The 24552-nt window shown below is 59.0% G+C and carries 29 protein-coding genes and 1 tRNA gene; 19 read left to right on the top strand and 11 right to left on the bottom strand.

Annotated elements, in window-relative coordinates; translation table 11 throughout:
* The first annotated feature begins 120 nt into the window (after window positions 1-120).
* Both BUA69_RS18380 and BUA69_RS18375 read left to right on the top strand, forming a co-directional pair.
* On the top strand, window positions 121-1059 hold the full coding sequence (locus tag BUA69_RS18380; protein ID WP_072866630.1) for a LysR family transcriptional regulator: 939 nt from the start codon (window positions 121-123) through the stop codon (window positions 1057-1059).
* 48 nt (window positions 1060-1107) lie between these two features.
* Complete coding sequence (locus tag BUA69_RS18375; RefSeq protein ID WP_244468697.1) at window positions 1108-1332, top strand: hypothetical protein; 225 nt, start codon at window positions 1108-1110, stop codon at window positions 1330-1332.
* Between the two features lie 274 nt (window positions 1333-1606).
* Here the strand turns inward: BUA69_RS18375 and BUA69_RS18370 are convergent, their stop codons facing one another.
* From BUA69_RS18370 to melA, 6 genes are all read right to left on the bottom strand, one after another.
* Window positions 1607-2647, bottom strand: coding sequence for an ABC transporter ATP-binding protein (locus tag BUA69_RS18370; protein WP_046134053.1), 1041 nt, complete (start codon window positions 2645-2647; stop codon window positions 1607-1609).
* Between the two features lie 113 nt (window positions 2648-2760).
* Window positions 2761-3597 (bottom strand): carbohydrate ABC transporter permease, encoded by an 837-nt coding sequence (locus BUA69_RS18365; RefSeq protein ID WP_046134052.1) that lies wholly within the window; start codon window positions 3595-3597, stop codon window positions 2761-2763.
* Complete coding sequence (locus BUA69_RS18360) at window positions 3594-4502, bottom strand: carbohydrate ABC transporter permease (RefSeq protein ID WP_046134051.1); 909 nt, start codon at window positions 4500-4502, stop codon at window positions 3594-3596. The genes BUA69_RS18365 and BUA69_RS18360 overlap by 4 nt, the downstream gene beginning before the upstream one ends.
* A 1-nt stretch (window position 4503) precedes the next feature.
* Entirely contained in the window at window positions 4504-5754 is a 1251-nt protein-coding gene (locus tag BUA69_RS18355) for an ABC transporter substrate-binding protein (protein ID WP_072866629.1), read from the bottom strand.
* 39 nt (window positions 5755-5793) lie between these two features.
* Window positions 5794-7875, bottom strand: a complete 2082-nt coding sequence (locus BUA69_RS18350) for an LVIVD repeat-containing protein (protein ID WP_046134050.1) — start codon at window positions 7873-7875, stop codon at window positions 5794-5796.
* Between the two features lie 29 nt (window positions 7876-7904).
* On the bottom strand, window positions 7905-9263 hold the full coding sequence (gene melA / locus BUA69_RS18345; RefSeq protein WP_046134049.1) for an alpha-glucosidase/alpha-galactosidase: 1359 nt from the start codon (window positions 9261-9263) through the stop codon (window positions 7905-7907).
* A 404-nt stretch (window positions 9264-9667) separates the two neighbouring features.
* On the opposite strand from melA, the gene BUA69_RS18340 reads away from it, so the two are divergent.
* The gene (locus BUA69_RS18340; protein WP_082093714.1) at window positions 9668-10570 is read left to right on the top strand and encodes a helix-turn-helix domain-containing protein; all 903 of its coding nucleotides are present in this window, start codon (window positions 9668-9670) and stop codon (window positions 10568-10570) included.
* 269 nt (window positions 10571-10839) lie between these two features.
* Here the strand turns inward: BUA69_RS18340 and BUA69_RS20820 are convergent, their stop codons facing one another.
* On the bottom strand, window positions 10840-11052 hold the full coding sequence (locus BUA69_RS20820) for a hypothetical protein (protein WP_143154580.1): 213 nt from the start codon (window positions 11050-11052) through the stop codon (window positions 10840-10842).
* Between the two features lie 321 nt (window positions 11053-11373).
* Between BUA69_RS20820 and BUA69_RS18335 the strand changes: the two genes are divergently transcribed.
* Complete coding sequence (locus tag BUA69_RS18335; RefSeq protein WP_178371406.1) at window positions 11374-11694, top strand: hypothetical protein; 321 nt, start codon at window positions 11374-11376, stop codon at window positions 11692-11694.
* Window positions 11695-11778: 84 nt separating this feature from the next.
* On the opposite strand, the gene BUA69_RS18330 is transcribed toward BUA69_RS18335, so the two are convergent.
* From BUA69_RS18330 to BUA69_RS21580, 3 genes are all read right to left on the bottom strand, one after another.
* Window positions 11779-12081, bottom strand: coding sequence for a hypothetical protein (locus BUA69_RS18330; protein WP_046134046.1), 303 nt, complete (start codon window positions 12079-12081; stop codon window positions 11779-11781).
* Window positions 12082-12326: 245 nt separating this feature from the next.
* Entirely contained in the window at window positions 12327-13703 is a 1377-nt protein-coding gene (locus tag BUA69_RS18325) for a phospholipase D family protein (protein ID WP_143154578.1), read from the bottom strand.
* A 47-nt stretch (window positions 13704-13750) separates the two neighbouring features.
* On the bottom strand, window positions 13751-14071 hold the full coding sequence (locus tag BUA69_RS21580) for an HNH endonuclease (RefSeq protein WP_072866627.1): 321 nt from the start codon (window positions 14069-14071) through the stop codon (window positions 13751-13753).
* Window positions 14072-14374: 303 nt separating this feature from the next.
* Here BUA69_RS21580 and BUA69_RS18315 point away from each other — a divergent pair, with 303 nt between their 5' ends.
* Window positions 14375-15082: a hypothetical protein gene (locus BUA69_RS18315; RefSeq protein ID WP_143154577.1), complete on the top strand. Its 708-nt coding sequence runs from the start codon at window positions 14375-14377 to the stop codon at window positions 15080-15082.
* Window positions 15083-15093: 11 nt separating this feature from the next.
* Here BUA69_RS18315 and BUA69_RS18310 read toward each other — a convergent pair whose 3' ends face one another.
* Window positions 15094-15303 (bottom strand): helix-turn-helix domain-containing protein, encoded by a 210-nt coding sequence (locus BUA69_RS18310; protein ID WP_046134043.1) that lies wholly within the window; start codon window positions 15301-15303, stop codon window positions 15094-15096.
* A 206-nt stretch (window positions 15304-15509) separates the two neighbouring features.
* Between BUA69_RS18310 and BUA69_RS21095 the strand changes: the two genes are divergently transcribed.
* The 14 genes from BUA69_RS21095 (at window position 15510) to BUA69_RS21350 (ending at window position 24406) form a co-directional block, all read left to right on the top strand.
* The gene (locus BUA69_RS21095) at window positions 15510-15665 is read left to right on the top strand and encodes a hypothetical protein (protein ID WP_160300094.1); all 156 of its coding nucleotides are present in this window, start codon (window positions 15510-15512) and stop codon (window positions 15663-15665) included.
* 230 nt (window positions 15666-15895) lie between these two features.
* Window positions 15896-15972, top strand: a tRNA-Arg gene (locus BUA69_RS18305).
* Between the two features lie 147 nt (window positions 15973-16119).
* Window positions 16120-16875, top strand: coding sequence for an SDR family oxidoreductase (locus BUA69_RS18300; RefSeq protein ID WP_046134081.1), 756 nt, complete (start codon window positions 16120-16122; stop codon window positions 16873-16875).
* 62 nt (window positions 16876-16937) lie between these two features.
* Complete coding sequence (locus BUA69_RS18295; protein ID WP_046134042.1) at window positions 16938-17339, top strand: host attachment family protein; 402 nt, start codon at window positions 16938-16940, stop codon at window positions 17337-17339.
* A gap of 2 nt (window positions 17340-17341) precedes the next feature.
* Window positions 17342-17665 (top strand): c-type cytochrome, encoded by a 324-nt coding sequence (locus BUA69_RS18290; protein WP_178371405.1) that lies wholly within the window; start codon window positions 17342-17344, stop codon window positions 17663-17665.
* A gap of 322 nt (window positions 17666-17987) precedes the next feature.
* Complete coding sequence (locus BUA69_RS18285) at window positions 17988-18344, top strand: ArsR/SmtB family transcription factor (protein WP_046134040.1); 357 nt, start codon at window positions 17988-17990, stop codon at window positions 18342-18344.
* A complete protein-coding gene (locus BUA69_RS18280; protein WP_046134039.1) occupies window positions 18337-18864 on the top strand; it encodes an arsenate reductase ArsC in 528 nt (175 codons plus the stop codon). The genes BUA69_RS18285 and BUA69_RS18280 overlap by 8 nt, the downstream gene beginning before the upstream one ends.
* Before the next feature lie 66 nt (window positions 18865-18930).
* The gene (arsB, locus tag BUA69_RS18275; protein WP_046134038.1) at window positions 18931-20004 is read left to right on the top strand and encodes an ACR3 family arsenite efflux transporter; all 1074 of its coding nucleotides are present in this window, start codon (window positions 18931-18933) and stop codon (window positions 20002-20004) included.
* Between the two features lie 53 nt (window positions 20005-20057).
* Entirely contained in the window at window positions 20058-20480 is a 423-nt protein-coding gene (arsC, locus tag BUA69_RS18270) for an arsenate reductase (glutaredoxin) (protein ID WP_046134037.1), read from the top strand.
* Between the two features lie 164 nt (window positions 20481-20644).
* Window positions 20645-21208 carry a helix-turn-helix domain-containing protein gene (locus BUA69_RS18265; protein ID WP_244468696.1) on the top strand — a complete coding sequence of 188 codons (564 nt, stop codon included), beginning with the start codon at window positions 20645-20647 and terminating at the stop codon, window positions 21206-21208.
* Between the two features lie 61 nt (window positions 21209-21269).
* Window positions 21270-22457: a glycine C-acetyltransferase gene (locus BUA69_RS18260; protein ID WP_072866626.1), complete on the top strand. Its 1188-nt coding sequence runs from the start codon at window positions 21270-21272 to the stop codon at window positions 22455-22457.
* The gene (tdh, locus tag BUA69_RS18255) at window positions 22454-23476 is read left to right on the top strand and encodes an L-threonine 3-dehydrogenase (RefSeq protein ID WP_046134035.1); all 1023 of its coding nucleotides are present in this window, start codon (window positions 22454-22456) and stop codon (window positions 23474-23476) included. Before BUA69_RS18260 ends, tdh begins: the two co-directional genes overlap by 4 nt.
* Before the next feature lie 233 nt (window positions 23477-23709).
* Complete coding sequence (locus BUA69_RS18250) at window positions 23710-24189, top strand: CAP domain-containing protein (protein WP_046134034.1); 480 nt, start codon at window positions 23710-23712, stop codon at window positions 24187-24189.
* A complete protein-coding gene (locus BUA69_RS21350) occupies window positions 24179-24406 on the top strand; it encodes a sulfurtransferase TusA family protein (protein WP_072866625.1) in 228 nt (75 codons plus the stop codon). The genes BUA69_RS18250 and BUA69_RS21350 overlap by 11 nt, the downstream gene beginning before the upstream one ends.
* Window positions 24407-24552 lie beyond the last annotated feature (146 nt).

Genomic DNA, 24552 nt, shown 5'->3' with positions numbered 1-24552 from the left:
TCCTCCACGAGTACCCTTTTCGTTTACCCGTTTTTATTCTTCTTTCGTTCAATCATATGTCCCACTAGGCTCCAAGATAGAGTTGATTAATGAACCTCTCGTTCAGAAAGTTGAACGCTGATGATTGAAGGCTACGAGCTGAGAGACGTAAAAAGCTTCATGGGAATTGCCAGCGCGGGCAGCATTTCGCGGGCTGCGGTGCTGTACAATTTACCCAAGGCAACCCTCAGCCATCACCTGCGGCGGCTCGAGGATTCCCTGCAGGTCCAGCTGTTCGTCCGCAAGGCCAAGGGCCTCGAACTCACCGATGCGGGAAAGGAATTTCTCGACCACGCCGCGCTTATCTTCGAATCGTACGAAAACGCCACAAACGCCGCCCAGCGGGCGCATTCCGACATCAGCGGACGAATACGCATCGTTGCAAGTTCTGCCTTCGGCACGTCGTTGATTGGCGCGGCGGCCATTCATTACTCGGCCAAGAACCCCAAACTTGATTTTGACCTGCAGGTCTATCCCAACGACAAGATCATGGCCGGGCAGTTCGATTTCGACTGCATGATCTTTGTTGGTGATCCGCCCCCCTCAAATCTGCTCCGCCGCAAGATGGGCGACGTTTCGTTCGGGTTGTATGCTGGCGCAGAATATATTGCCCGACACGGCGCGCCGAAAACGCATGAGGATGTAAACATGTCCGACGCAGTGATCTATTTGCGCAACGGACTGCCGGAGCGCTGGATCTTGCGAGAGAACAACGCCTCCATCCATCTGTCCCCGCGGCCCAAGTTTCACGTCAACGAATACTGGATGGCGAAATACCTGGTGGTGGAAAACTGCACGCTAGGCTACCTGCCGGATTTCTTCGTGCAGCGCGAAGTCCAGAACGGCGTCCTTATCCCGGTGCTGCCAGAGTTGCGCTCCGAGAACACCCCGGTTTTCGTCGTTTATCCCGCACACCGCCACCGTACGCCGCGCATTATGCAATTGATCGATGACATGTGTAAGCACTACCAGCAGTTCGTAAGTGCCCCCGGGTATCGCGCCTCCGACATGCGCACCTGACCACCGCAATTCTTTGCGGCATCGGTGCACCATCACCGGTGGCCGTCAGTGTTCGTTTTCGATCAGGTGGGCGGGCCGGTGCATAATTATGCGCCGGATGGCACACAATGGCCGGACAATCGGAATGTGATCCGTGCCAGCGAAAAATGGGACGGCCAAGGCTGTCTTGTGGTCAACATGGCACCGCAGCCGGCGGGCCGGGTCTTCAATGCTTCGGGTGCAACGATCCACGGAATCCGGGTAGAAATGAAGGCGCCTCAAAGTGCGCGGTAGCCCTAGTTCGCGTTAACGTACAGTCAGCTCCAGGAATTCACTGCCAAAGCTAAAGACTTGCGCAGGGGGAACTTGCCAAAGTTCGAGCGACTGGCAAGGGGAGCGCAGCGATTGCCGCCCTGCCGAAAACAACGGCGGCTTTGGGGATTTCGCGATCTGGCGCTGAACGGCCGAAATGGGGTCGGCTGCAGACCGTCGCCTTCGGGGTGGACTACGGACTGGCTGCTTTTGCCAACGGACCGTTGATAGCGGACGCTCGGAAGCTGGCTGGCGGTCAATTCAGGCGATTGCCGGCCTGGTCGAACAGGTGAACCATTGAGGTGTCAGGAGAAACCTTCAACCTGGTCCCAGGACGTGAGGTGATGCGCTCACGGAACATTCCTACGATAGGCTGCGCACCGAGCCGACCAATAACCTGTGTCTCCGAACCTGTGGGTTCCAAAACCACAACTTCAATCTCGATGCCGTCAGGGTCAAGACGAAGGTGTTCGGGCCGGATGCCGTAGACCTTAGCTTGAGGATCCATGTTGCTGCAGGGCAGCAAGATGCCGTCGACGGTGAGGAAGCCGGCCTGTGTCATTTCACCGTTGATGAAGTTCATCGATGGCGATCCGATGAAGCCGGCCACGAAGGTATTGAGCGGGCGATCGTAGAGGTCGAGTGGCGTGCCCACCTGCTCGATAATGCCATCGCGCATCACAACGATCTTGTCGGCCATAGTCATGGCTTCGACCTGATCGTGGGTGACATAGATGGTAGTGGTCCTGAGGCGCTGATGCAGTTCCTTGATTTCGGCGCGCATCTGCACGCGCAGCTTGGCGTCGAGATTGGACAGCGGCTCATCGAAGAGAAAAACCTGCGGATTGCGCACGATGGCGCGCCCCATCGCCACACGCTGGCGCTGCCCGCCCGAAAGCTGGCGAGGGTGGCGGTCGAGCAGCTTCTCGAGCCCCAAAATCTGGGCTGCGTAATCGACCTTCGCCCTGATTTCGGATTTCGCCACGCCTTTGAGCTTGAGCGAAAAGCTCATATTCTGCTCGACGGTCATATGCGGGTAGAGCGCGTAGTTCTGGAACACCATGGCGATATCGCGCTTGGTGGGGGGAAGGTCGTTGATAACCTGACGGCCGATGCTGATTTCGCCGGCGTTAATGCCTTCAAGTCCCGCAATCATGCGCAGCAGCGTTGATTTTCCGCATCCGGAAGGACCGACCAGAACGACAAATTCGCCGTCATCTATGTCGACCGATACTCCTTTGAGGGCATGGAACTCGCCATAATGCTTGTCGATCTCGTTGATGGTGACTGTTGCCATTTATTCTGATCCTCATGCGGGTTTCCCGCTGTCTTGGCGAAGGGGCTGCCAGCGGGCGCCCGGCCCGCATTGCCCATGTCCGCCACTGGTTTGCTCCGGGGCTTTCGGCCTGGTCAGCCCTTGGATCCCGTCAAGGCGATGCCCTCGATGAACTGACGCTGGAAGAAGAAAAACATGGCGATCATCGGCAGGACGGCCAGCACGGCACCCGCCATCATGGCCGGGTAGTTGCTGACGTACTCGCCCTCCATCGTCGCCAGCCCGACCGAAAGCGTCATCTTGTCGGGTGAGTTGAGGATGATCAGCGGCCAGAGCAGCTCGTTCCACGACCACAGGATCGAGAAAATGCCAAAGGCGACGATGCCCGGTTTGGCGAGCGGCAGCATGATCCAGAAAAAGGTGCGGAACGGGCCGCAGCCATCGAGCTTGGCGGCTTCGGCAAGCTCATTGGGCAGCGATTTGAAAAACTGGCGCAGCAGGAATGTGCCGAAAGCGCTGGTAAAGCCGGGCACGACGAACCCCTGCAGCGTATTGACCCAGCCAAGCTGTGTCATCAGCAGGAATTTTGGGATGATGTAGAGCACCGGCGGGACCATCATGACCGACAGCACGATGGCGAACAGCATGTCGCGTCCGGGAAAGCGGAGCCGGGCAAAGGCATAGCCCGCCATGGCACAGAAGCTGACCTGGGCCGTGACGCGCAGCAGCGTCGAGACCATCGAATTGAGATACATGTTGCCGAAGTTGAAGCTGTTGAACAGCGTCAGGAAATTCTCCCAGCGCAACTGCGAGGGAAAGATCTGCACCGGGATCGCCGTTGCCTCGGACATGGACTTGAATGCGGTCAGCACCATCCAGACAAAGGGCACGACCATAACCGCGGAAATCGTGATGAGCACGACATGGACGAGAATGCGGCCCGGATTGATTGGAAAACGTGTCGTGTTCATTCGTAATGCACCCAGCGCTTCTGTAGCCAGAATTGGAACGCCGTCACCAGCGCAATGATGAGGAACAGCAAGAGCACGATAGCCGCGGCATAGCCCTTGCTCCCGTGGATGAAGCCCTGTTCGTAGAACAGGAAGATGAGTGTCTGCGTGCTCTCGAGCGCATAACCCTCGGGCCCGATCATCAGGTAGATTATGTCGAACATCTGGAAGGCGCTGATGATCGAGGTCACCGTGACGAAAAACAGGGTCGGCGTGAGCAAAGGCAGGGTGACGTAGAAAAATGTGGCAACCGGCCCCGCCCCATCCAGATGCGCGGCTTCATGCAGCGAGCGCGGCACACCCTGCAGGCCCGCAAGCAGGATGATCATGCTGATGCCGATCTCGTTCCAGATGCAGACTATGGCGACGGACCACAGGGCAAAGGCCTTGTCGGTGATCCAGGCAGGACCGATGATGCCGAAATTAGCCAGCATGCTGTTGAGCAGGCCGAAATCGCTGTTGTAGAGCCATTTCCAGACCATGGCCGAAGCGGCGGGCATGGTGACGACGGGCAGGAACAGCAGCACGCGATAAACGCTCGTCCCGCGCACACCCACATTGAGCAACACCGCCAGAAGGGTGGCAATCAGGACGCTACCCACGACAGAGGTGACAGCTAGGATGATGGTGTTGCGCAGTGTCGCATAGACTTCGGGGTCGGCCAGCAGGCGGGCGTAGTTTTCCCCGCCCACCCACTGAACCTGTCCGAACACCCCCCAGGAGGTGAAGCTCAGATAAACCGACTGCACCAGCGGCCACAGCGCGAAGAGCGATATGCCCAGAAGGGTGGGACCGATCAGCAGATAGCCCCAAAGGACCTCCTGCCGGTCATATCGGTCTTTCCGTGTGGTCGCTGGCGTAAGCATCTTATTTGCCTTCCGAGGCGAGAACCTCGTTCATCTTCGTGGCCACAAGGCTCGTTGCCTCATCCACCGACACGTCACCCGCCAGAGCCTTCTTTAGCTCCTGGTTCATTATGCTGGACCAGCCGGGCGTATTGAACGAGTGGGCAACCACTTCGGCATAGTCCACCATGTCGAGGAAGGCCTGCAGGTTGAACTGCGGAATGGCGTCGACCCAGATCTGGGCCTGATCCATATGCGAGGGGATCACCGCGCCGGCCGAGGCCTGAATCTGCGCGGCTTCCGGGCTAGCGAGGAATTTCAGCAGGTCCCAGGCTTCTTCCTTATGCTCGGAACCCGAATAGATCGAATAGCCCAAAGTGCCCGAGCTGCTCGCCCGGACCGTGCCCTGCGGCAGCACGGCGATATTGGCGTTTTCGAGCGTGTAGGGATCGTCGGCGAATTCACGCGCACGCCACGAACCATCAAGGATCATCGCGGCCTGCCCGGTCTTGAAGCGGGTCTGGGCATTGACCTCTTCGGTCTGCTGCACGGTGGGCGAAACCTTGTCCACCAGGATGAGGTCGGCCATGAACTGCACGGCGGCCGCTGTCTCTGGCTGGTCAAAACCGGACTTGAGATCGTCGGTGAGAACGTCCCCGGCATTCTGTGCGATGAAGTTGTAATAGCCGGCGCGCGTGCCCGCATTGACCACGAAGCCATAGACGCCCTTGCTGGGGTTGGTGAGCTTCTTGGCGTTTTCACGCAGGGTTTCCCAGGTCCAGCTGTCATCGGGGTAGGCCACGCCCGCAGCGTCGAACAGCGCCTTGTTGTACCACAGGCCAACGGTGTCGAAATCCTTGGGAATGGCGTAGAGCGAGCCTTCATAGGTGAAGGCTTCGAGCAGAGCCGGCGCGATGGGGCTCAGATCGACGCCATCGGCCTTGATCCGCTCATCGAGGTTCTCGATGAGGCCCGAACGCGCCAGTTCCAGAAACCGGTCCGGCAGCGCGTTCCAGAACACGTCCGGCGCATTGCGGCCCACGATCGAGGTTTCGAGCTTGGTGACATAGTCCGAGCGCGGCACCACTTCGATGGATACCTTGATGTCGGGGTTTTCTTCCGAGAAGCGGGCGGTGATCTGGTCAAGCGCCGGCTTCTGGTTGGCGTCCCAGATCGAGAGGCGCAACGTCACTTCGGCAAAGGCGGGGCCAGCCAAAGCGACAAGCATCCCCAGTGATGACATGCCGATCAGGGATCTTTTCATTAGCTTCATAGTCTTCTCCTCCAGTTTTTATGGTTTGACGCAACGCGGCTAGGGGCAGGGGACTGCCCGCAGGCCAGCGCGGCCGCATGGAAAAATCAGCCGGTCTCCGACGCGAATGGGCCGGTCGGGATTGCCCGGCAGATGCAGATAGGCCAGCGTTCTGGGCGCATTGGCATTGGTCATGTCCAGAATGCGCGCGCTGCCGGTGGCGCGATTGGTCACGACGATCCGGTCCGCTCCCACCGATTGCGGATTGCCGCTGAAGAAGCGGCCCGGCTCGCCGATATGGTCGGCGCCACAATGGGTTTGCGGATGGTCTGCGCTGGCGAGGTAATAGCCGCCGGCCTGGAAAATCAGCGCCTGACCATTGTGGATCGTGATCCCTTCGGTGATAGGACACAGCCGCGCATCAGCCGATCTGGGCCGCTGTTCGGCCAGCGCTGTGTCGGACAGGTCGAACCAGTTGATGCCACCGCCCTGCGATGCGCCGATGGCGTATCTGCTATCGACCAGACCGTCGGCCAGAAGCCGCGCATAGACCAGCCCACCAACGGGGTGGGTGGCAACGCGGCGCGGCGCGGTGGGATCGGCAAGGTCCAGAATGGCAAAAAGGCCCGCGCCAGCCACGGCAATGCCTAGAGACAAAGCCTCGGGGATCATGACCTGCCTTATGCCGGCGCCGTCGCGCCACGCGCCGACCTGCTCAAGCGCCGTCCCGCGCCGCTGCCAGACGCTAAGCCCGCCGGTGCCCTGCGAGACATAGACAAGCCCGCGCGCCGCAAAGACATGCTGCGTGATCCCGTCAACGTCATGGTGGGCGACCACATCCCCGTTTTCCGCGTCGAGCATATAAAGCCCGCCACTCCCTGCCGCCGCAAAAAGCACTTCGTCATCACCGGCGACCCAATGGACCTGACCTTCCGTATCGAGCAGGCTTTCGCCACTGGTCGCCTGCGGAATATCGGGATCGGGATAGCGCACCGGAAACGGCGAGGTCAGCGGCGTGTCGTTGGTGGTGCGGGCCGCTGTCAGGTCGCACCGGTAAAGGTCCGAAGTCGCGCTGGCGATCAGCAGCGTATTGCCTGTTATCGCCATGCCCGTTGCGGGATAGCGGTCCTTTTGCATCGACAGGGTCGCCAGTTGGCGATGCGTCTCATGCTGCGGCAATACGGCAAAGGCCAGCGGCGTCGGCCGCAGGGGATCGGTCAGGTCGTGGACGAAAACCCCGTTCTCGGCATCGGCATGCACCAGCAGCCCGTCATGCTGCGTCACGCGCCAGGTATCGGGCGAATTGACGAAGCTCGGCGGGCTCTTGATACGCGCAACGCAATGCGGATTTTGCGGGTCGGCGACATTGTGGATTTCGATCCCATGCCCCTGCCCATAACCAGTCTTGAGCATGTCGAAGGTGATATGCCGGGCTGGCTCGAAATGACGCGGATCGCGTTGCAGCGCGGAGTGATGGCCCGTGGCCACGTAGGCCAGGTCCTGCCGCACATAGACGCCGTCGCCAAAGCCATCGAGGGCCGAGCGGCCAATAATGGTCGGGCGCGCAGGGTCGCTGAAGTCGACCAGAACCAGCTCTTTTTCATACCACACACCGGCATAGGCAATCGTGCCGACACTGGCAACGGACTGCGCCTCCCCGACCAGTATGGAGGACAGAAAACGCGGCGCGGACGGCTGGCTCAGATCGACAAATTCTAGCCCGTAATGTCGACAGCTCAGGATGGCCAGGTCGGGGCGGGCAAGATGGACACCGGTGGCAAATTCCACCGGATCATAAAGCGCGACAAGGGCTGGCGCTTCGGGGCGCGAGGTATCGACGATATAGACGCCGCAATCGCGCGCCGTCACCACCGCGACACCTCCGTTGACGGCCAGCTGGCGGGCGCTGACCAGTCCTTCAAGCCTGCCGATTGTCTTGAAGCTCTTCGCATCGAGTATGTTCAGGCTTGTACCAGACAGCGCATAGACGTGGTCGCCTGCCACGACGACTTCGATGGTTGGACCCAGGCCCAGAGGCGCCACGTCCAACTGACGGCCGGAGACAGGACGATACAGCTCATCGCTGAAATCGGTCATCGACCGATATGGATAGTTGTAGGTGTTGGTGTCGTTCTCGGACATTACCCTGCCCTTCTTCCTGTCAGCCGTAGTTATGCGCGCGCCCAGCGCGGCAGCCAGTCCCCGTGCGCCTCGACCAGTTGGTCGACCAGAGACCAGATCTGATCGAGATCTAGTTCGGCGGCAGTGTGGGGGTCCATCATTGCGGCGTGATAGATGTGTTCCCGGTTTTCGGTGATCAGGGCCTTTACCGTCAGTTCCTGCACGTTGATGTTGGTGCGCATCAGCGCGGTGAGTTGCGGCGGAAGTTCCCCGATATAGGTCGGCTGAATGCCGCTGGCATCAACGAGGCAAGGTACTTCGACAGCGCATCCATCTGGAAGGGACGTAATAAGGCCGGTGTTGCGGACATTGCCGTACACGACGCTGGGGGTGCCGGTGCAGACCGAATTGATGATGTCGGCGGCATATTCGTGCGTTTCACGAACCTCAATGGCGGTACCAGCCTTTAGCCGGTCGGCTTCAGCCTGCCAGTGCCGGGCCTGCGCAATGCAGCGTTTCGGGTATTCGTCCAGCGGGATGCCAAACTTCTCGATCAGGTCCGCGCGACCATCCTTGATGAAGTAAGGGACATATTCTGCAAAATGCTCTGAGCTCTCGGTAACAAAGTAGCCGAGGCGAGCCAGCATTTCATAGCGCACCTTATTGGGGCTTCGCGGATGGCGCATGCGCCTTGGAAATGTGCCGGACCTGTAGCCGGCGAGCAGGTCCGGATAGAGGTTTCGGTATGAACCGTCGGTCTGCCGCTGCTCAAACTCCAGAAAAAATGCCATGTGATTGATGCCCGCTGACCGATAGCGCAAGGTCGCCGTATCGATCTGAAGGTCGTGAGCAAGTTCCTGAGCCGTGCCCTGCACTGAATGGCACAGGCCAACCTGGCGAATGGTGGGATAGCGCTCTGCGATGGCCCAAGTGTTGATAGCCATCGGGTTCACATATTGCAGCAGCAGGGCACCGGGACACACTTCGAGCATGTCCTCACAGACTTTCCACAAATGCGGCACAGTGCGAAGGCCCCGCATGATGCCACCAATTCCCAGTGTGTCAGCGATTGTCTGGCGCAGCCCGAAGCTGTTGGGAACTTCGAAATCTGTAATCGTGCACGGATCGTATCCGCCGATCTGAAAACAAACGACGACAAAGTCGGCGCCTTCAAGTGCCGCACGCTGATCAGAGTATGTGGTGATAGTTGCCTTGCTGCCGATGGCCTGGGCCAGTTTGCCCGCGATGACGGCACTCTCCTCCAGCCTGATGGGATCAATGTCCATTAGGGCAATGCTGGAGTTGGCGAGTGCTGGCCGCATCAGGATGTCGCCCACCAGGTTCTTCATGAACACGGTAGACCCTGCTCCAATGAAGGTAACTTTCGGCTTATTGGCTAGAATGGACATAATCTTCCTGCTGGGCATGACTGGACGAGCACGGCTATTGCCGCGCGGACTTTGAAGAGTGTGTGGGGGCAGCGGCCTGTGCAGTTCATCTGGCCGCAAGGGCGGCAGCTGATACCTGTATGGCGGACACTAGTGGTCGTCGAGCGATGGGATATTCATTGATGTCCCTCCTTGGGCGCCGATCTTCGGGTCTAAACGCCCATTGTTGATCATGAATTGCCAAAAAGCGGCAGGAACAGCAATTCGGATTTTACATGAACTCTTCCGGAAAAGTAACCTTACGCCTTTAGCCGGTAGATTCCGCCGTGCGGAAGTCTCATCATAATTCGGGGCTTGGCCGTCAAGAATTCGGCGTCTCGCGGAACGGTGCGGCGACGGCCAATGGACCTGTCGATGGAGGCGACATGTATCACGAAGACACACGGACAAAATCAAGAGCGCCGGTGACTAGGCCGGACAGAAGCTTCTATTCCTCGATGTCGGCATTTGGACGCTTCGGCATGCGTTGGTTTACGCCGCAATTGATGACTGCTCCCCACAGTCACGGGCACATCGAGTTCAACTGGCTCACCGAAGGATCCATGACTTATGTATTCGACGGGCGGCAGGTGCACACGCCATCGAACAAGCTTGTGCTATTCTGGGCCGGCGTGTCTCACCAGGCCGTCGGAATCCCGAGCGACGCTTCGACCGGTATTAGGCAGTGCAACATCTACTTCCCACTGGACAGTTTCCTGTACCTGCCCAAGCTTGGACAGATGACTGAGTGCGTCATGGGCGGTGGTGTTGTCGCGCTTTCTCCCGATGCGGTCGATGCCAATACATTGCAGCGATGGTATCGCGACTACCGCAGTGGGGACACCGACCGCGCGGACCTACTAAAGGTTGAAATTGGCGTTATGTTGCGTCGAGCCTCCATGGTGGGTTGGGAAACTTTGCTTCCCCCTTGGATCGTGGCGCGGGACACCAATTCGCATAGGGCAACACCACTGCGCCATGTAGTGGCGATGATCCGTTTCATCTCCGAACACATCAGCGAACCATTTGACATTGCCGAGATCGGCCTAGCTGTGGACCTGCATCCCAACTATGTACAGACCCTTTTTAAGCGTGTGATGCACATTTCCATTCACCGATTTGTGGTCCGCATGCGCCTGATACGGGCACGGGAGCTTCTGTTCAGCAGCAATCTCTCAGTGGAAAATATCGCCTTCGCAGCCGGATTTTCGTCAATAAGCCAGTTCTACGAGCAGTTTAATCGAGCCTATGGCCTGCCGCCGTACCGATTGAAGAAGGAATATCTCTAACAACCGTCGGTGGGGACGATTCGATCCGCTTCGGGACAAACGGCAGGCCTGACGAGCGATCGGAATGGGGAGCGAAGCCAATGCCGTCCCGTGCAACTAATGGCAGCTTCAGGATTTTGAAATTTGGCTGCAAATGGCGGAGATGGGGTCGTTAGCGCCCATTAAGGTCGCCGGCGATCGCATGAGGGCTTTCGCCCGATTGAGGCCCAAAAGCGACCGAAACCGGCACCACTACCTCGCCGAGAGTCACCCGGGAAGAGCATCGACCGTTATGTTCCGCTGCTATCAGCAATATAGCCGGCAAGCCGAGCAAATTCGCCGGTCTGGACTAACGAGACCGCGAATCTTACAGGACAGATGTTTATTTGCAAATTTTGAGGCTGATAATTGAACTCGTTGAATACGTTGATTTGCGCTGCCGTGCTTTTGTGCTCATCGTCCACCATCAATGCTGCGGAACTGGCGGTTGCATCCAGTAACATCGGAAACGGTCTGGAGCTTCTGCGGAGTCAGATCGATCAATTCGAGGCTCGGACGGGCCACAAGGTGTCTCTGGTGCCAATGCCAGACTCGTCTTCTGATCAGTTTGGTCAATACAAAATTTGGTTGTCCGCGCAAAGCGGGGATTCACGGCACTGCCGGAAACCCTCAAGACCCTGCGGGATGCCATTGCCGCGGGCGAACTTGATGAACAGCTGAAGGTCTCGCCGTTTGTACGCGTGATACCCAAGGCCAAGCCGGCAAAGGTCTGACCATTGCACGCTCCGACAATCGCATACCTCATCGCCACAAGCCTAAGGCCGGTGATACGCCAAACTGCCCACCAGCTCACGCTGTTGGGCCTTATCACGGACACTGATGATTATTCCCAAAAATGGCTTGGCAACCACGATGCTTACCAGCGGCTCAGTGCGTTCAGCCTGCTTGAGTTGGCCAGCGTGGTTCACTCTTTGGAATTCGGTCTAGGCCTGCAGGAGTGCATCTACGCGGATCAATGGGAAGAAGCCAAAACCGACCGAGATCGCTGGCAATCGCGTGTTCGGCTCAGCGCGCTGCGCCTGCAACTGATCCGCCTACGCCGTTGGAAGCGCGAAAGCGGCTGGCAGGCTCTGATGTTCGACTAACTGCCCATACCGGTCTTTCGTGAAGCCCAGCAGCCCACGTTGCTGCCCCCCCATCATGCTCTCCTGCGCATCATCCCGCTGTGGTTAGAAAAACTTCAGATCACCGCCTGGAGCGACGGAATACCCCTCTCCCCTTATGGCGTTTAGCAATTCCTCTGCTCGGTCCTCGCCGATGAACCAAAAATAGCCATTGATAGCAGATGACTGACGACTGCCAAATCGCTCCAGCAGCTGCCGAGGGATAAACTCGTGCATCGAACTTTGAATCCATGGCGGATAGTCGCCATCGGAAGCCGCTGGAATATCCTCATAGCCATCGAACTTATGGTGTCCAAACTCCCAAATGGCCACTCCATCGTCATCGTAAAACTCATCGATGCCTTCCAAAATTTTACGACAACGTCCCACTCCCCAGCTGGAAGAAGGATGCGAAACTCACCCCAAGTTTTGGCGTTGGAAAGCGCGCGGTAAATGTCATTTGCTCGACGAGCAACTTCAATTGGAGCGATCACCAGTCCTCCATTCGGGTGGACCCGATACACTAGGTTTTTTGTGTTTGGGGGCACAAATTCTACTCGATTTAATCGGCTCCTAGATCAACAAAAAAGCTGCGCCATGCAGCCGAACAATCATCAGCTTTGCGTGGGTATCACACGTGCTTCGTATGTGACGCCATCACCAATGCTTGCTATGCGCCAAGGGACCTCGCTCAGAGCAGCGCCTGCAACCGTGGCCTGATCTCCATTTCCCTTGCCCGGCTTTAAGAGGATCAGTCGAACTTCCGTACCAACCGCAATGCTGCCAGACTCCCACAAAGATTTGAGCCCGCCGTAGTTCTTTTGAGGTTTCCAAACTGGGTACGTCCCGTCAGCCTCCCTTGTACCCAACCAAGACGTTAACACTGGCACTCCATCCTCGGCTCGGCCGCCCCAAAAACCCCTGCCTGAATTGGTTTGCACCCCTGCGCGTTTCAATGCAGCAGCAAACGGCCCAAACTTGTAGCCACTGGCCTCTTCAGCCTCGCGCTTAAGCTTGTCGAAATAGCCCACCACGACTTCGATGCTTTCGCAGAAAACACCCCGCTCCTGACTTCCGAAATGCATCATTATGTCTTTTGCGTGGGTGATGATCGCAGCCTGATCTTCAGCACTTAGCAGCAACCTGCCGAAGCTAGAAACCTCGATTGCGTCGCCGATTTTCCGACGCACGTAGAAAAGATCACCCTGCACCACAGCAGCGTTAGGGGCCTCCCACACACCCATTGACGTGGCGCGACGACCGGAAAAGTCAAAATCTATGAGCCAATCGCCTGGATTGAGCAGATCGGACATGCCTTCGTATGGCTCTAAACCTGCGAAACCTGCATCAAGCTTAAGGACATTGTGCTGTTCCTGCGCTTCGCTGCTCAGAGGTCGAGTTGTAATCACGACCTTGACGGAGCTCCAAGCACCATGCCCGGCATGGTTCCGGACGGCCTCAAACAGATCGAAGTTGAGACGCGCCCCCGAAGGCGCAATCGCTCTACGCTGATCCCACAAGATTTGTGCCTGAGCTAATTGCTGGTCACCTATTTCGTAGGCCTCATCACCTTCAAACATCATATCAAACCAGTGTTCAGCTGACACAAGTAGATGACTCTCGTCAGTTAGCACGTTTGCTTCTATCCATCCTGCAGTGCTGGTGACCTCCACCGCAAGTCCATTCGATGACGCGTTGGAGGAGCCAATGACGGCACCCTTTGGCGTCCAGTATACTTTGCCGTGCAGCCTTGGGTGAGAACGGACGACCGCACCATCAACCGCCAACAGCTTTCGTATCTCAGATGGGTTGCATGCTCCCGAGTCCAGATTACAGATGATCTTCAGATTTTTGCCTGATTGACCAATTCCAATGCGTTCTGCCGCGCCAGCGCCCCAAAAAGCGACTGCTACTTTGGCAACATCACTAGTCCCAAGCAGAGATTTTATGGCACCTACAATGCCAGATTGATCTAGGAATACTGTGCTCATTATTGACGCCCTGACATTTACGGAGCGACTTTAGCTAATATCGTGAATTAGGAAAGCATTCTCGCAGAATGTGGGCGCCACTTTCCCTCGGCCAGCCGACGGCGGACATGATTGCGGTACGCCTCTGGACTTAGAACAGGCTTCATTTTGTGGCGTGTGTGGTTGCAGTACCTGCAAGCCGCTTTGATGTTGACCGAAGAGCTGGCCCCGCCTTCTGACTTCGGGATCATATGTTCAGCGGTGCAGGCAGATTGCATCGAACCACGAGGCGCTGAAGCTTTGACCATCTGGCAACCGCAATAGAAGCACTGCCCATTTTGAAGGATGAAGGCGGCATCCCGAAGTTTGATGATTTTGTTTTTAGCCATGTGCACACCGGTTTCATTTGTCCCCCGCTGAGTGCTAGGGCAATGAAACAGATTTGCAGCCGGTGTAATCGCCGGCTCCCGCATTGGGCCGCATAAACGGGCAAAGGAGAGCGCCAAATAACGCCACCCTGTAGTATGCACGCTAAGCCTAGCTGAATTTGGTGGGCCCGACAATATGCAGGGCAATGGATGTTCAAGAGCGCCCACGATCCTTGATGTTCCTTTGATGGAACGCGGGCATACACGCCTTGTCTGTTTGACAGATTTAACGTCCTATTTGCTGGCTTAACCAAGGGGCGCGAAATGTCGTATGTGCCGAGATTGAAAGAGGAAGAAGCGCTTGTTCTCATCTTACGGGCTCTAGCAGACGAACGGAAAGGCCAAGCAACTGTTCGCGAAGTCAAGGAACTCATAGGGGAAAGAAAACTTCGTGCATGGAGCAACGAAGATGCAGCGATGAATGTTGTCCGAAGTGGTGCGCCAATGTGGCATCAGATCGTCCAAAATGCTTCCGACCGCCTCGGTGCAGATCGTCACTTTTATCGTGCCCGGTTCATCAGGATTGTTTCAAGCTCCCCGCATAAAGTTTTGCAGATTACGGATGATGGGCGGAAGTTTGACGACGATCTACATGGCTTCGAAGAACGGCTGCTCGAATACGGTTTCAAGCTCTACGACTATTTTGACGAATCGCCGCTTGACGAAGGCGGTGCGTGGAGCACGCTCAAAAAGGAATTGACGAAAAGAGAAATCAGTTATGAGCGTGGCAATGAACGCGACGACCTTTTGCGATCACTGCGTTCGCGGGAATACGCGGTGAAGCATCACCTCAATTATGAAAATGCTGACCTACACACAATAATCTCTGGCGCGCTAAAGAAGCTTTGTGACCTGCCTGTCGCTAGGTCAATCGATGCCTGGATGGCAGGGCGCAACTATGTGGGTGAATTGGCGAATATTGAATCTAGACGAGAAAGCCATCTCGCAAAACTGAAAGAATTCGGTTTCTGAAACCGTGAATTTCAGGCCTGATCCATCAAAGCGCCTGGTTCAGCCCCCAATGCCTTTGCTAGCTTCTCAACCACATCCAAGCTGACATTGCGCTGGCCATTCTCGACCTCACTCAAATAGGCCCGTTTCACACCGGCTTCGAACGCCAGCTGCTCTTGCGTCCAGCCCTTGTCTTTGCGGGCCTGGCGAACGTTACGGCCAAAAGTCTCGATCAATGTCATGTCCGCAAACTCTGTTGCGGGACAACGCTTCTCGATCCCCTATAGGGGACATTTATGTTTACTCTCAGACAGCCTGGCTGTAATGTTTCCTTTAGAGGACATTTCAGGGGTTTTGCATGAGAGCTTTGGTCTTGGCGGCGGTTGTGGCAACCGCAATGTGTGGAGTTTCCATAGCGGCAGATACTGCTGCGGCAGTGCCGGTGAGCATGGCCACCCAAGCCAATGGGATCAATCCATATGACCTGCTGGAGCTGAACCAACAGCAGCTAGCGCAGCGCTTTCCCAACATGCCGCAGCGCGAACTTGAAAAGCTGATGTTTCGGATCGCCGACATCAATTCGATGCGGTCGCTTCAGCGCTGAACGAATAGCAGGCAAACGGATCCCTCTGCGCGCTTGCTGACTTGCCCTGCTTTCCGGCCTGGAAAGTGGGGCTTTTTGCCATTTGGAGCAAGTTCACGCGGCCTCTGCACGACACCCTACGAAGCCTCAATTTTGCCCTTTGATGTGCGGCGCTAGTTAGCTGTACGAATGCGGCGCCGTCGTGCAATAAGGGTTCCGCTAGCATTGCTCATTTGCTATCCAAAGGCAGTGGTCCCGTAGCTCAGTTGGATAGAGCGTAGGATTCCTAATCCTAAGGTCATGAGTTCGAATCTCATCGGGGTCACCACGAACACGCCCACCCGCACCGCCTCATCTGTCAGCGCCGCCGCCCATCGCGGTCCGCGAGAACGCTGACAGTCCCATCCTGTCCCTTTGATCTGTGTCAACGCCGTCTGCCACAACGAGCGTAGGGTGCGCCACCATGGAGGTGCGCATGCAGATAAGAGATAAGGTCGCAGTCGTCACCGGAGCCGCGTCTGGGATAGGCCTCGCCATTGCCCGGCTGTTTGTCGCCGAGGGCGCAAAGGTCGTGGCTGTCGACTGGCACGCCGAAGCCATTGCCGCAGCGGTCGCCGACATAGGCGGCACCATTATCGGCATGACCGGCAATGTCGCCGTCGAGGCCGACTGCGTTGCCATGATCGACCGCGCCATTGCCGAATACGGGCGCATTGATATTCTGGTGAACAATGCCGGCGTCATGGACCTGTTCCAGTCGGTTGCCGACCTCGACAATGAGACCTGGCGTCGGTGCATGTCGGTCAATGTCGATGGTCCGATGTATGCGATGCGGCGCGCCGTCCCCTTAATGCTGGCGCAGGGAGGCGGTTCCATTATCAACATTGCGTCGGTGGCCGCGACCGGCGGCGGTGCGGCCGGCGCCGCCTATACCGCATCAAAGCACGCGCTGATCGGTCTGACCAAGAGCACGGCGTTCCAATATGCCAGGCTTGGCCTGCGCTGCAACGCTTTGGCGGTTGGCGGCGTCAGCACCAATATCATGGATAGCGTCGACAACAGCAGGCTTGATCAGGCCGCCTTGGGCCGCCTGGGCGCATACCATTCAAGCAGCCCTGGCACCCTGGAGCCGATCGATATCGCCAACGCCGTCTTGTTTCTCGCCTCCGACGCGGCCCGCCACCTCAATGGCGCGGTGCTTCCGGTCGATATGGGATGGAGTGCGGCCTGAAGCACGCTGCGCCGGTTTGTCTGGCGCCCCCCCCTTCTGTCTAACGATTACGGAGACGTTCGATGATGCTACCAAAAGGCACGACAATTGCGGTCGCCGATGTCGAGAAGCTCAACCTGTTTCGCAATTCGGGTGACGAGGCTGGACTGAACCTGACGCCGGCCGCGCATCCCGGTGTCGACGAGGACATTCAGGGCTCTGGTTCGCGGCAGAACAGTACAGGCAATCCAGACAAAAATCAGGCCGCCGAGGATGGCTTTGCTGCTGGCATCGTCGCCCTGCTCAACAGGGGCATACTGGAGGGCAAGATCGACGGCCTGGTGATCATCGCCGCGCCGCGGGCCCTCGGCGAGATGCGCAAGCACTACCACAAGGCGTTGACGGCCAAGCTGCTGGGTGAGATTGCCAAAGATCTGACCGGGCACCCGATCAGCGACATCGAAACAGCGATCCGGGCAGCATGAGCATGTCCATACGCATTGCCCTGGGCGTCGCCATATCGCTATGCTGCGTTGCTGGCCTGGCCGCACAAGAGTTCGACCCGGTCGAGAACGGGCGGGCCTTGGTGACCATGTATTGTGCCGATTGCCACGCGACCGCATCGAGCGGCGAGAGTCCCCTGGCAATTGCGCCGCGGTTTCGCGACCTGCACCTGCGCTACGACGTGGAGTTTCTCAGCGAGGCTCTGGTGGAAGGCATCGTCACCGCCCATCCCGAAATGCCCCAGTTTGAGTTCGACCCCGATCAGGCAGCGGCGATTGTGGCTTACCTGAAGTCCCTGGAGCCTTAGCCCAAGCCTGCAGGGGCCATTCACCGTCGCACCGCCGGCGCGCGCCCGCGCTGCAGGCTCGCTCCGTACTCGGAACGGGGAGACACCACCTGTTGCGCCCAGGCCGCCCGCGCGCGCTCGGGCGTTCCGGCCACTTCCGCCCCGTTGCACCGGAGCAAGCAGGCATATCGGCCGCCTTCGCCCCTTGTGGCCCGTGCTCGACGCGACCATTCCTGCGACAGGCCCGGTGTTTCCTGCGGCAAATCTGGCCTGACCGCAGCCGCAGACCCGGCGCTTCACCACGGCGTTGACTGCAATTCAACATATCGATAAAGCTCGATACATGGAATCAAATCACGCCCTCACCGTTTTCGCCGCCCTGTCCCAGGCAACGCGTCTCGATACGTTTCGCCTCCTCATGGAGCATGAACCTGAAGGCCTGCCGGCGGGTGACATCGCGCGGCGCCTCGCGGTTCCGCAAAACACGATGTCGACGCATCTGGCCATTCTGACCCGCGCCGGGCTTATCGAGTCCGAACGGCACAGCCGGTCCATCGTCTATCGAGCGGTGGTTGATCGCGTGCGGGAGATCGCGAGTTTTCTGGTGCAGGACTGCTGTGGCGGTCGACCGGACCTGTGCGAACCCCTGATTGCCGAATTCACGCCCTGCTGTGCGCCAAAGGAGCCGAGCCATGCCTGACCGCATCTACAATGTCCTGTTCCTGTGCACCGGCAATTCGGCCCGCTCGATCCTGGGCGAGGCCATGCTCAACCATATCGGCCAAGGCCGCTTCCACGCCTATTCGGCGGGTTCGACCCCGAAAGGCGCGATCCACCCGATGACCCTGGAAACACTCGCAAAGCTGGGCATCCCCACCGATGGCCTGCGCTCCAAGGCCTGGAACGAGTTCGCCGTGCCCGGGGCACCGAAGATGGATTTCATCTTTACCGTCTGTGACAACGCCGCCGGCGAGACCTGCCCGGTCTGGCCCGGTCAGCCGATAACAGCCCATTGGGGCATCGCGGATCCCGCAGCGGTCGATGGGCCCGCGTTCCGGCAGCGTGCTGCCTTCGAGGATGCGCTGCGCTACCTGCGCAACCGCATCGGCGCCTTCGTCAACCTGCCACTCGCCAGCATTGATCGCATGGCCTTGAACTCGAGGCTCGAAAGCATCGGCGCCATGGAGGGAACCACCGCCAGGGCGCCGGACGTGGCTTGACGCGATCAGGCATCGACCACCGCGCCTGATGCCGGCTTTTTCCCGAACAAACCTGGTTATCCCTCCATGTCAGTCAATCCGGCGCCCCTGCGCCTTTCCTTCCTGGACCGCTACCTCACGGTCTGGATCTTCGCCGCCATGGCGCTCGGTCTCGCCCTGGGGTCCCTGATCCCCGGTCTTCCCGCTGCCCTCGATTCCATGGCGGTCGGCTCCACCAATATTCCGATCGCCATCGGCCTGATCCTGATGATGTATCCACCGCTGGCAAAGGTGAAATACGAAGCCCTGCACGAGGTCTTCGCCGATAAACGCGTGCTGGCGCTCTCGCTCGTCCAGAACTGGATCATCGGGCCGGTTCTGATGTTCCTGCTGGCCGTGATCTTCCTTCGCGGCCACCCGGAATACATGACGGGACTGATCCTGATCGGGCTGGCCCGCTGCATCGCCATGGTGCTGGTCTGGAACCGGCTTGCCGGTGGCTCCAACCAATACGTGGCCGGGCTCGTCGCCTTCAATTCGATTTTCCAGATCCTGTTCTTCTCGAGTTATGCCTGGTTGTTCCTGAGCGTGCTGCCGCCCCTGTTCGGGCTGGAAGGCAGCATTATCAATGTCGGGTTCTGGACCATCACCGAAGCGGTGCTGATCTATCTGGGCGTTCCATTCCTCGCCGGGTTCCTGACACGGTTCTTCCTGATCCGCGCCAAGGGCAATGCATGGTATGAGCAGGTCTTCCTGCCCCGCATCAGCCCCATCACGCTCCTGGCGCTGCTCTTCACCATCGTGGCCATGTTCAGTCTCAAGGGCGGCGATGTGGTGCGCCTGCCGTTCGATGCGCTGCTGATCGCAGTGCCGCTGACCATCTATTTCCTGATCCAGTTCACCGTGAGCTTCTTCATGGGCAAATGGATCGCCAGGGATTATCCGCGATCCACGGCAATCGCCTTCACTGCAGCCGGCAACAATTTCGAGCTGGCCATCGCCGTTGCCATCGCGGCATTCGGCCTGGCATCCCCGGTCGCCTTCGCCGCGGTCATCGGACCGCTGGTGGAGGTGCCCGTTCTCGTCGCCCTGGTGCATTTGGCACTCTGGTTCGGCCGGCGATACTTCTCGAATTCGCCGGAACTGGCCGCCCCCAACTAAGCGTTGCGGACATTGCCCGCGCCACCGCCAATCTCACCCCTGCTGGAATGGTCATGACCGTCACCATCTTTCACAACCCCGACTGCGGCACGTCGCGCAATACGCTGGCCATGATCCGCCAATCGGGTGTCGAGCCGCTCGTCATCGCCTATCTGACCAACCCGCCTGACCGCGCGCGCATCCTCGCCTTGGTGCGGGCCGCCGGCATCGGGCTGCGTCAGGCCATTCGACAGAAGGGCACCCCCTATGCCGACCTTGGCCTCGATAACCCCGCCCTGACCAACGACGACCTGCTTGACGCGATCGCAGCGCATCCCATCCTGCTCAATCGGCCATTTGTCGAAACACCGCGCGGCGTGCGGCTCTGCCGTCCGTCGGAACTGGTCCTGGACATTCTGGAAAACCCGGACATCGGCCCCTTCAGCAAGGAGGACGGCGAAGTCATTATCGACGAACAGGGCAAGCGCCTTGCCTGAGCTGGCCGCTATCGATGACGGCCTTTCAGTTGCCAGCAAGCAAGAACCAGCAGCGGCCAGCATGACCCGCCCTACCGAGCCAGCATGAGCAGCATGCTTGTCAATTAGCAGTGGACACGCCGCCGCGATATCCGTCATACCGGAATGGAGCGCGGAGTGTGACAGTGAATTCCAGTCCCAAAATTGGCCCGGTCATTCAGACCGAGCGCAAGGCCAGGCGCCTGACCCTTGAGGCTTTGGCGGGGATGTCTGGCGTCTCGAAATCGATGCTCAGCCAGATCGAACGCAGCGAGGCCAATCCCACCTTTGCGGTATTGTGGAGCCTGACCCAGGCTTTGGGACTGGATTTCGCTGACCTCATCGCCGGCGGTGCTACCACCAATGAGCATGACGTCATTGAAGTCACGCCCGCCTCCCATACGCCGGAAATCCGGAGCGGTGACGGACTTTGCCGGCTCAAGATATTGAGCCCGCCCAGGCTGGCAGGGCACACGGAATGGTACGCAGTCGAGATAGCGGCAGGCGGCCGGCTGGACAGCGACCCCCATGCCAAGGGCGCGGTGGAGCACTTCACCGCCTGGACGGATGGCATCATCATCAGGAGCGGCCGCGGCGAGGCGGAAGTCAAGCGCGGCGAGACCGCTCGCTACCCGGCCGACGTCCCGCACGCCATCGCGAATGGCGGCACCGAAACCGCCACGGGCCTGCTGGTCTTGCTGTATCGCTAGAAGTCCATTGCCCCGCCGGAATTTCCGATATATTGGATTAGTGGCCAAAAGGGAGGTTCCAGTGGAATCCGGTTTTCTCAAGCACCTGCAAAGCGAGCTCGATACAATAGCAAGCGCCGGCATGCTGAAGCGCGAACGGCAAATTACCGGACCGCAGGGCGGCCGCATTGCGGTGGGCCCTCGCACAATGGTCAACCTGTGCGCCAACAATTATCTCGGCCTCGCCGACCATCCCGAAATCGCGAAGGCCGCGATCGACGCTATCCAGCACTATGGCTTCGGCATGGCGTCCGTCCGCTTCATTTGCGGGACGCTGGATCTGCATCGCGAGCTTGAACAGGCAACGGCCAGGTTTCTCGGCAAGGACGATTCCATCCTGTTCGCGGCATGCTTCGATGCGAATGGTGGACTGTTCGAGAGCCTGCTCGGGCCAGAGGACGCCATCATCTCGGACGCCCTCAACCACGCCTCGATCATCGATGGCGTACGCCTGTCCAAGGCCAGGCGATATCGCTATGCCAGCAGCGACATGAACGATCTCGAGGCCCAGCTGAAACAGGCGATATCGGATGGCAGCCGCTTCCGGCTGATCGTCACCGATGGCGTTTTCTCGATGGACGGCCACATCGCCAAACTGGCCGAAATCCGCGCCCTGGCCGACCGATACGACGCCATTATTGCGGTCGATGACTGCCACGCAACCGGCCATCTCGGGCCCGGGGGACGCGGCACCGGCGCCCTGACCGCCACCCATGTCGATATCATCACCGGAACGTTCGGCAAGACCCTCGGCGGCGCGATGGGCGGCTTTATCGCCGGGCCTCAGCAGGCCATCGATCTGCTGCGGCAACGCGCCCGGCCCTACCTCTTCTCCAACGCACTTGCACCAGCCGTCGCGGCAGGCTCATTGAAGGCGCTCGAGCTTGCCGACAAGTCCGATGATCTGCGAGCAACGCTGATGAGCCACACGCGCAGGTTCCGCACTGGACTGGCCGCAGCCGGCTTCGACCTGCTGGAGGGTGAGACCCCGATCATTCCGGTCATGCTTGGAGAGGCTGGCAAAGCCCAGGATCTGGCTGCGGCCCTCGATAAACGTGGTGTCTACGTTGCAGGCTTCTTTTTCCCCGTGGTGCCGAAGGGCAAGGCGCGCATTCGCACCCAGATGTCGGCTGCACTGAGCGAAGCGGACGTGGACTTCGCGATCGGCGCATTCGCCGAGGCCGGCAAGGAATTGGGGATCATCGGATGAAAGCACTCGTCAAGGCCAAGTCGGAACGCGGCATCTGGATGGAGGATCGTCCGATCCCCCAGATCGGACCAGAGGATGTCCTCGTCAAGGTTCACAAGACCGGCATTTGCGGGACTGACATCCACATCTACAACTGGGATGAATGGGCCGCCAAAACCGTGCCTGTCGGCCTCATCACCGGCCACGAATATGCCGGCGAGATTGCCGCCCTGGGCGCCGATGTCCGCAATCTGAGAGTTGGCCAGCGGGTTTCGGGCGAGGGCCATGTGGTGGGCATGAAAAGTCGCGCCAGCCGGGCGGGGAAGTTTCACCTCGATCCCGAAACCAAAGGTATTGGTGTCAACCTGCCGGGCGCCTTTGCCGAATTCGTCAGGATACCGGCCTTCAACATCATCCCCCTGCCCGACGGCATTGATGACGAGATGGGGGCGATCCTCGATCCCCTTGGCAACGCTGTCCATACCGCTCTGGCATTCGACATCGTGGGAGAAGACGTTCTGGTGACCGGCGCCGGCCCGATCGGCATCATGGGTGCCGCCGTTGCCCGCCATGCCGGTGCCCGCCGCGTGGTGATAACGGACGTCAATCCTGAACGGCTGAGACTGGCGGCCGAAGTGGCCGATGTCGTTCCGGTAAACGTCGCCAACGAAGACTTGCGCGAAGTAATGTCCAGGCTGGGCATGAAGGAAGGTTTCGATGTCGGCCTTGAGATGAGCGGCTCCCCGGCCGCACTCGACCAGATGATCGACCACATGGTCATGGGTGGCCGCATTGCCCTTTTGGGTGTGCCGGCACGGCCCTTCAACTTCGACCTGGGCAAGATCGTCTTCCGGATGATAACGCTGCGCGGCATTTACGGACGGGAAATGTTCGAGACCTGGCACAAGATGCTGGCAATGCTGGAATCGGGGCTCGACGTCCGCAAGGTCATTACGCGCCGTATGCGCGTCGACGACTACGCACAGGCTTTCGAACTGGCTGCGGCAGGCGAAAAGGGCAAGATCGTGCTGGAATGGTAGCACCCTCTGCATAGCGCCCCACGATGACCAAGCCGGGGACTGGCCGGGGCATGGTGTTATGCGCTTGGCTTGCCGCCGGCACGCCGCAATGCTACGCGATAGACAGACAAGCGGGCGCTCAACACTTGTAGTTAAGAATTCGTTATTAAAATCAGCGCCTTACAAAGGCCATTTTACCGAGTTGTGGTTGAGCAGACAATCTTGCCAGCTCTGTACCAGCGTAAGGATCATTCATGTCCGTTATGTCCCGCACCAAGCCGATGCTGGTGCCTGCACTTGCCCTGATGGCGATTGCCGCTCTGGCCGGCTGCAGCAGCGGGCCGGCCAGCGTCGGCCTGGCCCCCGGCCTGAGCGCGCGCATGGATGCGCCCGGCGCCAGCCTCGACCGCGTTCAGGCATTATCGATCGTCAATGCCTACCGCGCCACCAATGGCCTGCCACCGCTGGCGTCCGACGCTGGCCTGGATGGCACTGCGCAGGCTTTGGCCTCGCAATATGCGGCAACCGGCAATGCGCCCAAGACCCCTGCTGGCGTTGTCGGCATGAAGCTCAGTGCCGGTTACGCCACCTTTGCCGAAACCTTCTCGGGTTGGCGCAACAGCCCGGCCGACGCCGCCGGCCTCAATGCCAATGCGACCAAGGCCGGCGTCGCAGTCGCCTTCAACCCCAATTCGAGCTACGGCATCTACTGGGTTCTCGTCCTTGCCAACTGAGCCTGAACGCATCGACGCCCGCGGGCTGAAATGCCCGCTGCCGGTGCTGAAGATGGAGAAGCGGCTGGCCAGCCTGCCCGGCGGCGCGTCGCTGCTGGTGCTGGCCACCGACCCCATGGCCAAGATCGACATCCCGCTGTTCTGCCGCCAGAACGGCCATGCCTGCACGGCCAGCGCCGATGGCGATGTGCTGAGCTTTCTGATCGTTCGGGGCTAGGCAGGGCGGCAAAGGCTACCAAAGCCACGCCAGTATTCATCCCACAGAGATATCCGTCCCCACGGAGTCAGTCCCGCGCGGGCAGGAATCCATTCGTCCTACCGCTCCGCACCAGGAAGATTCCCGCCTGCGCGGGAATGACCCGG

Origin of the sequence: Devosia limi DSM 17137 (assembly GCF_900128975.1) — a bacterium.
GTDB lineage: Bacteria > Pseudomonadota > Alphaproteobacteria > Rhizobiales > Devosiaceae > Devosia > Devosia limi.
Note: the sequence above shows the minus strand (reverse complement) of the source record. Positions and strands in the feature narration are given on the sequence as shown.

Bases quoted from the DNA above. Each gene is read 5' to 3' on its own strand.
- tdh (WP_046134035.1), top strand. From the start codon at position 22,454: ATGAAAGCACTCGTCAAGGCCAAGTCGGAACGCGGCATCTGGATGGAG.
- melA (WP_046134049.1), bottom strand. From the start codon at position 9,263: ATGTCCATTCTAGCCAATAAGCCGAAAGTTACCTTCATTGGAGCAGGG.
- BUA69_RS21580 (WP_072866627.1), bottom strand. From the start codon at position 14,071: ATGGCTAAAAACAAAATCATCAAACTTCGGGATGCCGCCTTCATCCTT.
- BUA69_RS18355 (WP_072866629.1), bottom strand. From the start codon at position 5,754: ATGAAGCTAATGAAAAGATCCCTGATCGGCATGTCATCACTGGGGATG.
- BUA69_RS18315 (WP_143154577.1), top strand. From the start codon at position 14,375: ATGTCGTATGTGCCGAGATTGAAAGAGGAAGAAGCGCTTGTTCTCATC.
- BUA69_RS18365 (WP_046134052.1), bottom strand. From the start codon at position 3,597: ATGAACACGACACGTTTTCCAATCAATCCGGGCCGCATTCTCGTCCAT.
- BUA69_RS18285 (WP_046134040.1), top strand. From the start codon at position 17,988: ATGGAATCAAATCACGCCCTCACCGTTTTCGCCGCCCTGTCCCAGGCA.
- BUA69_RS21095 (WP_160300094.1), top strand. From the start codon at position 15,510: ATGGCCACCCAAGCCAATGGGATCAATCCATATGACCTGCTGGAGCTG.
- BUA69_RS18290 (WP_178371405.1), top strand. From the start codon at position 17,342: ATGTCCATACGCATTGCCCTGGGCGTCGCCATATCGCTATGCTGCGTT.
- BUA69_RS18380 (WP_072866630.1), top strand. From the start codon at position 121: ATGATTGAAGGCTACGAGCTGAGAGACGTAAAAAGCTTCATGGGAATT.
- BUA69_RS18300 (WP_046134081.1), top strand. From the start codon at position 16,120: ATGCAGATAAGAGATAAGGTCGCAGTCGTCACCGGAGCCGCGTCTGGG.
- BUA69_RS18280 (WP_046134039.1), top strand. From the start codon at position 18,337: ATGCCTGACCGCATCTACAATGTCCTGTTCCTGTGCACCGGCAATTCG.
- BUA69_RS18295 (WP_046134042.1), top strand. From the start codon at position 16,938: ATGATGCTACCAAAAGGCACGACAATTGCGGTCGCCGATGTCGAGAAG.
- BUA69_RS18250 (WP_046134034.1), top strand. From the start codon at position 23,710: ATGTCCGTTATGTCCCGCACCAAGCCGATGCTGGTGCCTGCACTTGCC.
- BUA69_RS18325 (WP_143154578.1), bottom strand. From the start codon at position 13,703: ATGAGCACAGTATTCCTAGATCAATCTGGCATTGTAGGTGCCATAAAA.
- BUA69_RS20820 (WP_143154580.1), bottom strand. From the start codon at position 11,052: ATGTTACTGGATGCAACCGCCAGTTCCGCAGCATTGATGGTGGACGAT.
- BUA69_RS18310 (WP_046134043.1), bottom strand. From the start codon at position 15,303: ATGACATTGATCGAGACTTTTGGCCGTAACGTTCGCCAGGCCCGCAAA.
- BUA69_RS18350 (WP_046134050.1), bottom strand. From the start codon at position 7,875: ATGTCCGAGAACGACACCAACACCTACAACTATCCATATCGGTCGATG.
- arsB (WP_046134038.1), top strand. From the start codon at position 18,931: ATGTCAGTCAATCCGGCGCCCCTGCGCCTTTCCTTCCTGGACCGCTAC.
- BUA69_RS18360 (WP_046134051.1), bottom strand. From the start codon at position 4,502: ATGCTTACGCCAGCGACCACACGGAAAGACCGATATGACCGGCAGGAG.
- BUA69_RS18370 (WP_046134053.1), bottom strand. From the start codon at position 2,647: ATGGCAACAGTCACCATCAACGAGATCGACAAGCATTATGGCGAGTTC.
- arsC (WP_046134037.1), top strand. From the start codon at position 20,058: ATGACCGTCACCATCTTTCACAACCCCGACTGCGGCACGTCGCGCAAT.
- BUA69_RS18340 (WP_082093714.1), top strand. From the start codon at position 9,668: ATGTATCACGAAGACACACGGACAAAATCAAGAGCGCCGGTGACTAGG.